This is a genomic window from Corynebacterium sp. MSK074, assembly GCF_030229735.1.
In the GTDB taxonomy this organism is placed as follows: Bacteria; Actinomycetota; Actinomycetes; order Mycobacteriales; family Mycobacteriaceae; genus Corynebacterium.
In genome coordinates, this window is the sequence record NZ_JASPIX010000004.1 from 210,643 (window position 1) to 223,438 (window position 12,796).

Here is a 12,796-nt window from a genome sequence, read left to right on the forward strand (position 1 = left end):
AGATGCGAAGCACAGCTGCTTTTTCGGGGGAAATACACACAATCTCATCCGCCCTAAGGAGGGGCGCACTCTTATGTCTCAGACTTTCAAGACACAAGCCGATGTCATGATTGCCACCGCCGGCAAAGTCGATAACACCAACGATGAAGTCCAGGGTGAGCTCACCCGCCTGCAGGGCGTCGTCGACTCCGTCCGCGGCAGCTGGGCCGGCCAGGCGCAGGTCTCCTTCGATGACCTGATGCAGCGCTACAACACCTCTGCGCAGCAGCTGCGCGAGGCCTTGGCTTCTATCTCTGACAATATCCGCAGCAATGCCCACAATTTCGACAACGTGGAAGCAGAAAACACCCAGGCCTTCTCCAACGTGGGCGGCGGGCTCGCCCTCTAAACCGCACCGCACACTTCACTACTCCGCAGCCCAAAAGCTATAGATTCACAGAAGGGAATCCATCACCACATGTCCGAGATCAAGTACGAATTCGGTGCCATTTCTTCCGCCGCAGCCGATATCAACGCCACCTCTGGTCGCATCAACAGCACCCTGGCAGACCTGAAGGCGCGCCTTCAGCCCATGGTGAGCACTTGGGAAGGCGAGTCCGCCGTGGCTTATAACCAAGCGCAGGCCAAGTGGGACAAGGCGTCCCAGGAACTCAACACCGTGCTCGCCACCATCTCCAAGACCGTCTCGCAGGGCAATGATGCAATGAGCGACGTCAACCGTCGCGCTGCCGCAAGCTGGGGTTAAATCCACACCCTGTTTGCACGGTTCCACGCTGTTCCCGTCGGGGCTGCGGTGCCACTGACCACACCCGCGTGGCAGGAGGCGGACGCAGCCGCAGCCCTGGCCAAGAAACCAGCGTGGCTATTCCTTTTCTAGTCCGTACCTACGAGCCGGCACCTCCCGTTTGAGCCGCGGAAGGTGCCGGCTTCGGTGTTTTGGTCTTTGGGCAGGTGAGCAAGTAGGGTAGGAAACCTATGTGTTCGCTCGTCGGCAAGCAGCTGGCGAAGCGCTCCCTGCAGGTCTCCACCGGCCGCTGTACGGGAGTGAATGGATGCTTAGCGCTGGCCGGCAGTTCCGAGACAGACTTTCAAGGAGTCAAATTGTCTACTTTCCACCCAAAGAGCGGTGACATCACCCGCAAGTGGTACGTCATCGACGCTACTGATGTGGTGCTGGGCAAGCTCGCTTCCACCGTTGCAGACCTGCTGCGCGGCAAGCACAAGCCACAGTTCGCACCGAACGTTGACGCTGGTGACCACGTCATCATCATCAACGCTGACAAGATCCACGTTTCTTCCACCAAGCGCGGCCGCGAGATGCGCTACCGCCACTCCGGTTACCCGGGCGGCCTGAAGTCCATGACCCTGGGTCAGTCTTTGGACGCCAACCCGGTTCGCGTTATCGAAGAATCCGTTGCCGGCATGATGCCGCACAACAAGCTCTCCCGCGCTTCCATCAAGAAGCTGCACGTCTTCGCAGGCGAAGAGCACCCGTACGCCGGCCAGAAGCCGGAAACCTTCGAGTTTAAGCAGGTGGCACAGTAATGTCTGAGCAGAACATCGACAACAACGTAGCCGACGCTGCTGACATCGCTGCAGCAAGCGCCGCTACCGAAGAGTTCACCAACACCATTGGTGATTCCATCGCGCCGGCCGAGACCGAAGAGGTCGAGGCTGCCGCTCCGGTACACGAGGGCCCGATCCAGACCGTCGGTCGCCGTAAGCGCGCCGTCGCACGTGTTCGCCTCGTTGCTGGCTCCGGCCAGATTGTGGTTAACGGCCGCGAGTTCGGCGAGTACTTCCCGAACAAGCTGCACCAGCAGGACATCCTCACTCCGCTGACCCTGCTGGAGCGCGAGAACCAGTTCGACCTCAAGGTCACCGTTAACGGCGGCGGCCCAACCGGTCAGGCTGGCGCCCTGCGTCTGGCTATCGCTCGTGCACTGAACATCTACAACCCGGCTGACCGCACCGCCCTCAAGAAGGCTGGTCTGCTCACCCGAGATGCTCGTGCAGTTGAGCGTAAGAAGGCTGGTCTGCACAAGGCACGTCGCGCACCGCAGTACTCCAAGCGTTAATCTCGCTTCTACTGCGCGCGCAAGCGCTACGCAAAGCCGCTGCTTCCTTTGGGAGGCGGCGGCTTTCGTCGTTTTGAGCTTCGGCAGAGGATAATGACACCTCTGCATGGTAGTACTATATGTGGTACTGATTAATTGTGGGTAGCAGCGTAGAAGAAATCTTGGCCAAAATGAAAAGAAGCCCAGTGAACATAGCTTTTTCGGATCTAGTAAGTGTGTGTGACTATTTTTTTGAGCGAAGAAGCAGCAAAGGCACGTCGCACAAAACTTATAAGACGCCATGGCGTGGAGATCCCCGAGTGAATATTCAGAACGCGAAAGGCAAAGCGAAAGCTTACCAAGTTCGCCAAGTTCTTAAAGCGGTACAAAAGCTACAAAGCGAGCAAGAAAGAAGATAAAAATGGACGTCAGCAAATACACCTATCAAGTCTTCTGGTCTGAAGAGGATAATGAGTTTGTGGCGACGGTTGCTGAGTTTCCTTCACTATCGTGGCTGGATTCTGACCGGAGCTGTGCAGAGCAGGAACTTCTGAAGTTGGTTGCGGAAGTAGTAGAAGATCTGCAGGTGTCAGGAGAAGCCATCCCACAACCGTTGGGGGCTCGGTCATATTCGGGAAAATTCAACGTTCGAACCTCTCCGTCGCTGCACCGCAAGTTAGTCATAGAAGCAAGGACGGAAGGAATTTCACTCAATGCCTTGATAAACCAGAAGCTTGCCTCCGCCTAAACCGCCCCAACATGTAATCGATGGGCACAGGAGTGCATAATTGACTGCATGACTCGACTTTTTGGAACCGATGGCGTTCGCGGCCTCGCGAACAAGAAGCTGACCCCGATTCTGGCCTTGCAACTAGGCCAGGCCGCTGCGGAGGTATTCACCGCCCAGCGGGAATCCTATGAGCGTCGGCCGTTGGCCATTATCGGCCGCGACCCGCGTGTTTCCGGTGAGATGCTGGACGCGGCGATTGCCTCCGGTTTGGCCTCCCGCGGGGTTGACGTAGTGCGCGTGGGTGTGCTGCCGACCCCGGCGATTGCCTACCTGACAGATGACTACGGCGCGGATCTCGGCGTGATGATTTCTGCTTCCCACAACCCTATGCCGGATAACGGCATTAAGTTCTTCTCTGCCGGCGGTAAGAAGCTGCCGGACGAGGTAGAAGATCAGATTCAGGCCACGATGGAAAACCTCACCGAGGATGGCCCGACCGGCACCAAGCTGGGCCGCATCATCTCGGAGGCCCCGGATGGGCGCGAGCGCTACCTCAACCACTTGAAGGAAGTGGTCTCCACCGACCTCAGCGGCATCAAGGTGGTCGTAGACACCGCCAATGGTGCGGCTTCCAAGGTTGCTCCGATCGCTTATGAGGCGGCTGGTGCAGAAGTTATTGCTATCCACAACAAGCCGAATGCCTTTAATATCAATGAGGACTGCGGTTCGACGCACATTGAAAAGGCACAGGCGGCCGTCGTCGAGCATGGCGCCGATCTGGGCTTGGCACACGATGGCGACGCCGACCGTTGCCTGGCTGTGGACGCCGAGGGCAATGTGATTGATGGCGATCAGATTATGGCACTTTTGGCCGTGGGCATGAAGGACGATAATGACCTGCGCTATAACACTCTGGTAGCAACCGTCATGTCTAACCTGGGCCTGAAGCTAGCCATGCAGGAACAAGGCATCGAGGTCCGTCACACCGCAGTAGGCGACCGCTACGTGCTGGAAGAGCTCAACCGCGGCGATTTCTCCTTGGGCGGCGAGCAGTCTGGCCACGTGGTGTTGCCAGATGATTGCACGACTGGCGACGGCACGCTTACTGGCCTGTCCATCATGGCGCGCATGGCCAAGTCCGGAAAGTCCCTAAAGGAATTGGCATCGGTAATGACCGTGCTGCCGCAGGTGCTCATTAACGTGCCGGTTTCTGATAAGGGTGTCATCATGGACGCCCCCGAAGTACAAGAAGCCATTGCCCAGGCCGAGGAAGAACTCGGCGAAACCGGCCGTGTTCTGTTGCGCCCCTCCGGCACTGAGGAGGTCTTCCGCGTCATGGTGGAGGCCGCCGATAAGGAGCAGGCACGTAAGGTTGCCGGCAGGCTTTCCGCCATCGTTTCCTCGGTCTAGCGCGATCGCCGGGTGCGGAAGAATTTTGGCATCCTAGGGAACCATTTGGTGCAATCCCCAGTCCAATGAAGGTGAGAACTTTTACCGCATATGGATTTGGGGGAATACACCAGTGTCTGAGGTTTTTCTTCGCCCCTCGGAGGCGATGTCCGCACTACGGCAGGTCGTAGCCGATAACGACGAACAACGCGATGCTCACCGGGCTGAGGTACCGGATTTTCCGGTGGCCGCGGCTGGACGCAACTTTGACGGCCACGGTGAGCGCATTCGTGCTGTCTTGGCGCGCATCCATGAGCGCGGCGGGAAGAGGTTGGATAATTTATCCGCCACCGCCCATGCCGCCCATGAACAGGTGCGCGCCTTTGCTGATTTTGATGAGTCCTTCGGCAGCTCCTTTGCGCGCGGCGGGGAGGCGAACAGCAAGTGAGCACGCTGACAAAATCCCTGCTGGGGGACTATTCCAACGCGATTTCCCAATTCCAATTCGCATGCTTGGGAAGCTACTCGGGACCCAGCATGCCGATGAACCTACTGGGGGAGCTAGTCGGTGCGGTGGACGGCATCGCGCCCGAAAACTTGGTGAAAAACACCGTTGCGGCCGTGGGCGGCAACCGCCCGAAGGGAGGCGGTGCTGGACTAGCGGGCTATTTGCAGCAAGATGATTCCGAGGTTGCTCAGGGCGCCATGCGCGAGCACCTGTGCGGCGTGCAGGAAGACTTCGACATTGACCGCCAGGATGCCGCACATCTCACCAGTTCGGCGGAGCAGTGCTCGGGCGCTATTGCCGACGTCGTCGATGTTTCCGACACCGCCCTAACCGAGCTCATCTCTGCGGTCATCCCACTGCTGAATATCTTGTCCATGGTGGCCACCAAGCACCCGCTGGCCAGGTTTATTATCCCGATTCTTTCCACCATTGGCGGGCGCGTTATCGAAGAGACGAATCACAACATCGCTAGCACCTGCCGCGACCGCGATGATGCGATTGAGTCCTGCTATAACGAGTTTGAATCGCGTTGCGAGTGCGTCTGTGAGCGCCCAATGCCAGAAGAATGCCCGACGCCGGCTAAACCTACAGATGATGCCTGCCCCGCACCGGTAGAGCAATGCCCGGAGACTCCTACTCCCACTAAGCCGATGCCGAAGGAAGAATGCCCACCTCCGCCGTCGCAGCCCACCGAGCCGGCCCAGGTGGAGTGTCCACCAGAGCCCAAACCCATGCCGGAGCCTGACTCAAAGCAAGAATCGAGCCAGACGACTTCCACGCCGCCACAGCCGATGCCTCCTTCGCCACCATCCGTCCCGCCAAAGGAATGCCCCGAGCCCGAGCCTGCAGCCAAGACGGAAGTGCACACGGAGACCACTGCCGAACACGGTCTCGGCTGCCATTGCCAAGAGTGCACCGAACAATCATTAACTGAGCGTCCATTACAGTCCCAGCGCGACGTAGAGATCACCAGGCCGGCACAGGCGGAGATCATTCCGCCGCAGGAGCCGCCAGAACAGCCACAGCAAGTAGAAGAACCGTGCCCGGAACCTGAGCCTCAGCCAGAGCCGAAACCTAAGCCAGACACGGATGCGGATCCCGCTGCTGAATCGGGCGCAGGCGAGGAAACGCTCTGCCCGGAAAGTACCGCTGAAAGTACCGAAGATTGTGTGGAAACGACCCAAACCAGCTCAGAAGGCTGTGGAATTGAATCTTCCTGCAGTGGCAGCCTCGGCCTGGTAGGGGCCGGAATCGCTTTAGTAGGCGTGGGCCTCATTGTGGAAGGTGCCGCGCAGTGCCTGGAAAACATGTCCGAAGCGGATTGCCCAGTGCAAGAACCCGAACCGGACCCCGTCCCTGAGCCTGATCCTGAGCCAGAACCTGATCCCTGCCCGGAACCTAAGCCCGAACCCGAACCCGAGACGGAGCCGGAGCCATGCCCCGAACCGGAGCCAGCTGGTGATGATGGCGTCATGGCGCCACCTCCTGAGCTGTCTCAGGTAGAGGAGCCAACGCCGCCACCAGAGAAGGTGGCACACCTCCAGGCAGCCGGTCCAGCGGAGGCGCTGGCACCGTCACCAGCACCGCAGCCGGCTCCAGAAGAAGCGCCAACACCCGCACCGGCACCGGCACCACAGCCGGCACCGCAGCAGGAGGCAGCACCCGCGCCAGAAGAACCAACCATTAAGGCACGAAAGGCAGGTCAGTGGTAATGAATAACGACTTCGCAGAATTTGCGCAGGGCTTTCGGGAAAGGACGGCTAAACGCCTGCTGGAATTTGAAAAAACGCTGGCGAAAGCGCAAGACGAGCTAGAAAAGTCCACGGATAAAGCCATGCAGGAGGCGCGAAGGGAGAAGGGGCAGGTGGGGCGTCGGCAAGCGGCGGCGATGCCAAGGCCCCGATATGGCGCTGCCCCGGCGCGCTCAAGGAACGCGTCGGGGCAGGTGCAATCTGTGCTGCGGCGGGGTTAATACCTTAGGCGTCGCGGGTGACGCCGGCGCGCTCGGCCAAGTCTTCGCCTACGAGGCTTTGGACCTTCTTGGCGCTTGCCTCTGGATCCGCAAAGGCGTCATAGGTGGAATCGCCGTTTAGGGTGGCCAGCAGGAAGCCGGTGACCAAGCCGCGGGCGATTTCGGTGGGGCCGGACTGGAAAGCGGCGGTGCCGATGGCCAGCTTGCGCAGGCGATCTTCGGTAAAGCCAGCGTGGCTGCCCTTGTCGATGGCGCGGAAGCAGACTGGGCCATTCCAGTTATGGGCCAGCTTGGCGGGGTTGCCGGCATTGAAAATATCTTCCTGGCCAGCGCCAATGACCAAGCCCGGGCTAGTAATGCGGCGGGCCGCCTGCACCGCAGACGGCGCGGTGATGGAAGGGTAAATGGCGGCGACGGCGGCGACCTTCTGGTTATCCAAGGCGCCAAGCACGGCCGTGCCGCCGCCCATGCCGTGGCCAATCATGCCGAGCTTGCCCGGGGAGACCGTAATATTTCCGGCGCCCAGCCTGACCCCAGCGGCAATCTGCAGCGCGGATTCCATATCCGCGGCCAGGTTGCGGTGGTTGGGGAAGGGGCCGGTCTCGGAATCGGGGGCTACCACCACGATGCCCCAGCTAGCTAGGTGGCGCAGGGTGGCGTGGTAATCCTTAATCTTGTGCATCCAGTCATGGCCAAAGGCCACGGCGGGCAGGCTTTGGCCCTCCGCGGGGGTATAAACCTTGCCGGTGATTCCGGCATAGTCAAGGTCGCCAACCAAAACTCGGTTGCGACCGCGCTTCGACAACGTTGCTAGATGTTTATTCAAATTCGCAGACACGCATTCCAGGATAGAGGAAGATCACCCGCTAGGCGGGAAAGGGTGAGGGTTTATCTGAGAAATGTCTGCGCAGTATCCAGCCGAACCACGGGTGTGGTGGAAAGGCTTTCCTAAGCCCCTCCTAACTTGCGCGCCTGTGCGCAGGGGAGTGCAATGTGTGGGCAACTGCATACTCTATTTTTCTGGGAAGGCGGGCTGCGGTACATGACTACCGGCGTCGTTGATGTGGAAGAACTTTCTACTCGTTATGGGATGGAGGTAAAGACCGAGGTTATTGACCGCGTGGCACATGCCTCCGATGCCTCGCACTACCTGTACACCCCTAAGGCAGTCATTGAGGCCCGCTCGGCTGAGCACGTGGCCGCCATCTTCCGTGCGGGCCGACAGCAGAATGTTCCGGTAACCCTGCGCTCCGGCGGCACTTCCCTTGCCGGCCAGGCCTCTGGCGATGGTTACCTGGTGGATGTGCGCAAGCACTTCCGCGGCATCGAGGTATTGGATGAGGGTAAGCGCGTGCGCGTCCAGCCCGGCGCGACGGTGCGCCAGGTCAACGCTCGCCTTGGTCTGCGCAATCGCAAGCTTGGCCCGGATCCGGCCAGTGAATCTGCCTGCACCATCGGTGGCGTGGTAGCCAATAACTCTTCCGGCATGGCCTGCGGTACCGAGCTCAATACGTATAACACCCTGGAATCGCTGACCTTCGTGCTGCCTACCGGCACCGTGATCAATACCGCCGATCCGGATGCGGACCGGCAGTTCCAAGAGCAGGAACCGGAGCTGGTGGAAACGCTCACCCGCCTGCAGCGCCGCGTGCGCGATAACCAGGAGTCCGTGGACATTATCCGCCGCCACTTCCAGCTGAAAAACACGATGGGCTATGGCCTCAATTCCTTCCTGGACTTTGATAGCCCGGTCAAGCTCTTTGAGCACCTGCTCATCGGCTCGGAGGGAACCCTGGCCTTCATCGCTGAGGCGGTATTCCGAACCGTGCCGATTTCTAAGCTGACCACCACCACGGTGGCTGTCTTTGATGACCTCACCGCCGCCACCAAGTCCCTGCCGGCCCTGCTAGATACCGGGGCGGCCACCCTGGAGCTAATGGACTCTGCCTCGATCCGCGTAGGCCAAGGCTTTGATAAGGTCCCGCAGGCCATCACCGGTTTCGATGTGGACAAGCAAGCCGCACTGCTCATTGAGTACCACGCCGACGCGGAAGAAGAATTGCGGGAGAAGGAAGGCAAGGGCTCGCAGCTTCTGCGCGAGCTGCCGCTGCAATCGCCAGCTGCCTTCTCGGCCGATGCCTCTTCGCGCAATACCGCATGGAGCTTCCGCAAGGGCCTGTATGCCCAGGTTGCTGAGGCGCGCCCGTCCGGTACAACCGCGCTTTTGGAAGACATCGTGGTGCCCGTGGGGGACTTGGCTGATACCTGTTCTTCCCTGCAGGAACTCTTTGCCCGCTATGGCTATGACGATGCCGTGATCTTCGGCCACGCCAAGGACGGCAATATCCACTTTTTGCTTACGGACCGCTTTGAAGGCGATGACGCCATCGGTCGGTATAACGATTTCAACGAGGGCATGGTGGACTTGGTTCTCTCGGCTGAGGGCAATCTCAAGGCTGAGCACGGCACCGGCCGCGCCATGGCGCCGTATGTGCGCCGCCAGTACGGCGACGAACTCTACGCGGTCATGCAAGAACTCAAGCGGGCCTGCGATCCCACCAACACCATGAACCCGGGCGTCATCTTGGACGATGACCCCGATGCGCACATCAAGAACATCAAGCTCAACCCCACCGTGGAAGAGGAAGTGGACCGCTGCGTGGAGTGCGGCTACTGCGAGCCGGTCTGCCCGTCGCGCGATCTCACGCTGACCCCACGCCAACGCATCGTCGTGCGCCGCGCCCGCAAGCGCGCGGAAGAAGCCGGCGATAGCCAGCTCGTAGCCGAGCTGGATGAGGCCTATGAATACATGGGCATCGAGACCTGCGCGGTGGATTCCATGTGCCGCACCGCCTGCCCGGTAGGTATCGATACCGGCAAGTTCATCAAGCGCCTGCGCCGCGAGGAGGCCCAGCCGGCGCAGCAGAAGCTGTGGGGCACTGCCGCCAAGAACTGGCAGGTGGTTAGCCAAGGCGCCGGGCTGGCGCTGACCGGCGCGCACCTGCTGCCCACCGAGCTGGTCAAGAAGGTCACCGACGTGGGCCGCAGCCTCATCGGCACCGATAACCTGCCGCAGTACCAGCCGGAGCTGGGCAAGGGCGGCAAGTCCCGTGGCCGCTGGGCCGGGCGCGTGGGAGACCGCTACGCGCAGACCACCGGCATTTATCTGCCTGCCTGCGTGAACACCATGTTTGGCCCGCAGGGCGGCGGCAAGGGCACGACCGATTCCTTCGTGGCTCTCTTGGAGCGCGCCGGGGTAGCGCTGGAGGTTCCAGAGGGCATCGACAAGCTCTGCTGTGGCACCCCATGGGCTTCTAAGGGCATGCAGGCCGGCCACGATGCAATGGAACAGCGCGTGCGCGATGTCGTCATGGAGGCCACCGATGGTGCGCGCCTGCCGGTCATCGTGGACGCCAGCAGCTGCACCGCCGGATTCAAGGACATGCTGGAGTCGGTAGGCATTACCGTCATCGACGCCATTAGCTTTACGGCCGATACCCTCCTGCCGCAGCTTGCGGTCAAGAACCCCGCGGCTTCCGTGACCGTGCACCCCACCTGCTCTGCCTTCCAGCTGGGCATGATGGAAGACGTGGAGAAGGTAGCCCGCGCCGCTGCGGCCGAGGTACACATTCCTACTGACTGGAATTGCTGTGGCTATGCCGGCGATCGCGGCATGCTGCATCCGGAGCTAACCGACGCCGCAACGCGCGCCGAGGCAGCACAAGTCAAGGAAATCGGGGCGCAGTATCACGCCTCGACCAACCGCACCTGCGAGCTCGGTCTGACCCGTGCTACCGGCGAGGATTATCACCACATTCTGGAACTTTTGGAGCAGGCGACGCGCTAGTTTTCCCAGCGCACTAGCGGGTGGGGCGCTATGCCCCGCTTGCCGACGCCCCGCCCGCCTAGAGGTTTCTTCCCCGTGCTGTAAAATCAGCAACCATGTGTGGAATTGTTGGATATATTGGTCACGCTGGTGGTGACCGTGATTACTTCGCCCTTGACGTAGTTCTGGAAGGGCTGCGCCGTTTGGAATACCGCGGCTATGACTCCGCTGGCGTAGCAATGTACGCCGATGGGGACATTAGCTGGCGCAAGAAGGCCGGTAAGGTCGCTGCGCTGGATGCTGAGATTGAGGCCCGCCCGTTGCCAGACTCCGTGCTGGGCATTGGCCATACCCGCTGGGCTACTCATGGTGGCCCCACCGACCTGAATGCGCACCCGCACGTGGTCGATGGCGGCAAGCTGGCCGTGGTGCACAACGGCATCATTGAGAACTTTGCCGAGCTCAAGTCCGAGCTTTTGAACAAGGGCTACAACTTCGTTTCCGAGACCGACACTGAGGTTGCCGCTACGTTGCTGGGCGATGTCTTCCACAACGAGGCTGCTGGTGACCTCACCAAGGCAATGCAGCTGACCTGCTCCCGCTTGGAGGGCGCGTTCACCCTGCTGGCCATCCACGCCGAGCAGGCCGATCGCATCGTTGCCGCTCGCCGCGACTCGCCGCTGGTTATCGGCCTGGGCGAGGGCGAGAACTTCCTCGGCTCCGACGTATCTGGCTTCATCGATTACACCAAGTCCGCCGTGGAGATGGACAACGACCAGGTCGTGACCATCACCGCCGACGAGGTAGAAATCACCGATTATGCGGGCAACCCTGCACAGGGCAAGCCTTTTGAAATCAAGTGGGATGCCGCCGCTGCCGAAAAGGGCGGCTTCGATTCCTTCATGGAAAAGGAAATCCACGATCAGCCTTCCGCTGTGCGTGATACCCTGCTCGGCCGCTTCGATGAACAGGGGCAGCTGACCCTCGATGATTTGCGCATCGATGAGACCGTGTTGAAGTCCATCGACAAGATCATCGTCATCGCTTGCGGTACCGCCGCCTACGCCGGCCACGTGGCACGCTATGCCATCGAGCACTGGTGCCGCATTCCTACCGAGGTCGAGCTCGCCCACGAGTTCCGCTACCGCGATCCGATTGTGAACGAGAAGACCCTCGTCGTCGCCCTGTCCCAGTCCGGCGAGACCATGGATACCCTGATGGCCGTGCGCCACGCCCGCCAGCAGGGCGCCAAGGTTATTGCCATCTGCAATACCCAGGGCTCGTCCATTCCGCGCGAATCCGATGCCGCGCTCTACACCCACGCCGGTCCGGAAATCGCCGTGGCCTCCACCAAGGCCTTCCTGGCGCAGATTACCGCCACCTACCTGCTCGGCCTCTACCTGGCTCAGCTGCGCGGCAACATGTTCGCCGATGAAATCCAGAGCGTTCTTGCTGAGCTGCGCCACATGCCGGACAAGGTCCAGAACGTCATCGATGAAGAGGACCAGGTGGCCAACCTGGCCAACTCCATGAAGGATGCGGAATCCGTGCTCTTCTTGGGCCGCCACGTCGGCTTCCCTGTAGCTCTTGAGGGCGCGCTGAAGCTCAAGGAGATCGCCTACCTGCACGCCGAGGGCTTTGCCGCCGGCGAGCTCAAGCACGGCCCGATTGCACTGATTGAGGAAGGCCAGCCGGTCTTCGTCATCGTGCCGTCCCCTCGCGGCCGCGACTCCCTGCATTCCAAGGTCGTTTCCAATATCCAGGAGATCCGCGCCCGCGGTGCCATCACCATCGTGATTGCGGAAGAGGGCGATACCGCCGTGGAGGATTACGCTAACCACGTCATCCGCATCCCGAAGGCGCCGACCCTCATGCAGCCGCTGCTGGCCACCGTGCCGCTGCAGATCTTTGCCGCCCATGTAGCAAAGTCCAAGGGTTACGACGTGGACCAGCCACGTAACCTGGCCAAGTCCGTGACCGTGGAGTAATCCACGGCGGATTCTAGTTGTCGTGGAAACACTTCCTATGTTTCGGTTGAGTTTATCAGTGCTGCCATTTTCTCGGCTGGTGTTTGAAAGCCCAGGGTTTTGCGGGGGCGGCGGTTGAGTTGCATGGCGACGAATTCTAGGTCCGCTGCACTATGGACGCTTAGGTCTGTTCCTTTAGGGAAGTACTGCCTTAGTAGTCCATTGGTGTTTTCATTGGTGCCCCGCTGCCACGGCGAGCCAGGATCGCAAAAGAACACGGGACAGTTTGTCGCTACAGAAAAGGCCTTATGGCAGGCCATTTCACTTCCCTGATCCCAGGTAAGTGA

Annotated in this window: 13 protein-coding genes; 11 read left to right on the forward strand and 2 right to left on the reverse strand. The window is 60.4% G+C overall.

Features of this window, described 5'->3' with window-relative positions; genetic code table 11:
- The first annotated feature begins 73 nt into the window (after positions 1-73).
- The 9 genes from QP965_RS06055 to QP965_RS06100 all read left to right on the forward strand — a co-directional run bounded on the left by QP965_RS06055 (position 74) and on the right by QP965_RS06100 (position 6,656).
- Entirely contained in the window at positions 74-388 is a 315-nt protein-coding gene (locus QP965_RS06055; protein WP_225745954.1) for a WXG100 family type VII secretion target, read from the forward strand.
- Positions 389-457: 69 nt separating this feature from the next.
- The gene (locus tag QP965_RS06060) at positions 458-745 is read left to right on the forward strand and encodes a WXG100 family type VII secretion target (protein ID WP_005322746.1); all 288 of its coding nucleotides are present in this window, start codon (positions 458-460) and stop codon (positions 743-745) included.
- A gap of 356 nt (positions 746-1,101) precedes the next feature.
- A complete protein-coding gene (rplM, locus tag QP965_RS06065; RefSeq protein WP_034668278.1) occupies positions 1,102-1,545 on the forward strand; it encodes a 50S ribosomal protein L13 in 444 nt (147 codons plus the stop codon).
- Positions 1,545-2,078, forward strand: coding sequence for a 30S ribosomal protein S9 (gene rpsI, locus QP965_RS06070; RefSeq protein WP_204610198.1), 534 nt, complete (start codon positions 1,545-1,547; stop codon positions 2,076-2,078). Before rplM ends, rpsI begins: the two co-directional genes overlap by 1 nt.
- Before the next feature lie 400 nt (positions 2,079-2,478).
- Positions 2,479-2,805, forward strand: a complete 327-nt coding sequence (locus QP965_RS06080) for a type II toxin-antitoxin system HicB family antitoxin (RefSeq protein WP_284844389.1) — start codon at positions 2,479-2,481, stop codon at positions 2,803-2,805.
- Between the two features lie 48 nt (positions 2,806-2,853).
- Positions 2,854-4,197 carry a phosphoglucosamine mutase gene (gene glmM / locus QP965_RS06085; protein WP_284844390.1) on the forward strand — a complete coding sequence of 448 codons (1,344 nt, stop codon included), beginning with the start codon at positions 2,854-2,856 and terminating at the stop codon, positions 4,195-4,197.
- Between the two features lie 112 nt (positions 4,198-4,309).
- Positions 4,310-4,624 (forward strand): hypothetical protein, encoded by a 315-nt coding sequence (locus QP965_RS06090; RefSeq protein WP_284844391.1) that lies wholly within the window; start codon positions 4,310-4,312, stop codon positions 4,622-4,624.
- Positions 4,621-6,396 carry a hypothetical protein gene (locus tag QP965_RS06095; RefSeq protein WP_284844392.1) on the forward strand — a complete coding sequence of 592 codons (1,776 nt, stop codon included), beginning with the start codon at positions 4,621-4,623 and terminating at the stop codon, positions 6,394-6,396. Before QP965_RS06090 ends, QP965_RS06095 begins: the two co-directional genes overlap by 4 nt.
- Complete coding sequence (locus tag QP965_RS06100) at positions 6,396-6,656, forward strand: hypothetical protein (protein ID WP_284844393.1); 261 nt, start codon at positions 6,396-6,398, stop codon at positions 6,654-6,656. Before QP965_RS06095 ends, QP965_RS06100 begins: the two co-directional genes overlap by 1 nt.
- 4 nt (positions 6,657-6,660) lie before the next feature.
- On the opposite strand, the gene QP965_RS06105 is transcribed toward QP965_RS06100, so the two are convergent.
- The gene (locus QP965_RS06105; RefSeq protein WP_284844394.1) at positions 6,661-7,494 is read right to left on the reverse strand and encodes a dienelactone hydrolase family protein; all 834 of its coding nucleotides are present in this window, start codon (positions 7,492-7,494) and stop codon (positions 6,661-6,663) included.
- 204 nt (positions 7,495-7,698) lie between these two features.
- Between QP965_RS06105 and QP965_RS06110 the strand changes: the two genes are divergently transcribed.
- Positions 7,699-10,503, forward strand: coding sequence for an FAD-binding and (Fe-S)-binding domain-containing protein (locus QP965_RS06110; protein ID WP_284844395.1), 2,805 nt, complete (start codon positions 7,699-7,701; stop codon positions 10,501-10,503).
- A 95-nt stretch (positions 10,504-10,598) separates the two neighbouring features.
- The gene (gene glmS / locus QP965_RS06115; protein WP_284844396.1) at positions 10,599-12,470 is read left to right on the forward strand and encodes a glutamine--fructose-6-phosphate transaminase (isomerizing); all 1,872 of its coding nucleotides are present in this window, start codon (positions 10,599-10,601) and stop codon (positions 12,468-12,470) included.
- A 35-nt stretch (positions 12,471-12,505) separates the two neighbouring features.
- On the opposite strand, the gene QP965_RS06120 is transcribed toward glmS, so the two are convergent.
- A partial coding sequence (locus QP965_RS06120; RefSeq protein ID WP_284844397.1) for an IS30 family transposase occupies positions 12,506-12,796 on the reverse strand: 291 nt, incomplete at its 5' end.

What these genes read in the sequence shown, in the direction of transcription:
- QP965_RS06060 (WP_005322746.1), top strand. Translation starts at nt 458, where the DNA reads ATGTCCGAGATCAAGTACGAATTCGGTGCCATTTCTTCCGCCGCAGCC.
- QP965_RS06100 (WP_284844393.1), top strand. Translation starts at nt 6,396, where the DNA reads ATGAATAACGACTTCGCAGAATTTGCGCAGGGCTTTCGGGAAAGGACG.
- rpsI (WP_204610198.1), top strand. Translation starts at nt 1,545, where the DNA reads ATGTCTGAGCAGAACATCGACAACAACGTAGCCGACGCTGCTGACATC.
- glmM (WP_284844390.1), top strand. Translation starts at nt 2,854, where the DNA reads ATGACTCGACTTTTTGGAACCGATGGCGTTCGCGGCCTCGCGAACAAG.
- glmS (WP_284844396.1), top strand. Translation starts at nt 10,599, where the DNA reads ATGTGTGGAATTGTTGGATATATTGGTCACGCTGGTGGTGACCGTGAT.
- QP965_RS06080 (WP_284844389.1), top strand. Translation starts at nt 2,479, where the DNA reads ATGGACGTCAGCAAATACACCTATCAAGTCTTCTGGTCTGAAGAGGAT.
- QP965_RS06110 (WP_284844395.1), top strand. Translation starts at nt 7,699, where the DNA reads ATGACTACCGGCGTCGTTGATGTGGAAGAACTTTCTACTCGTTATGGG.
- QP965_RS06055 (WP_225745954.1), top strand. Translation starts at nt 74, where the DNA reads ATGTCTCAGACTTTCAAGACACAAGCCGATGTCATGATTGCCACCGCC.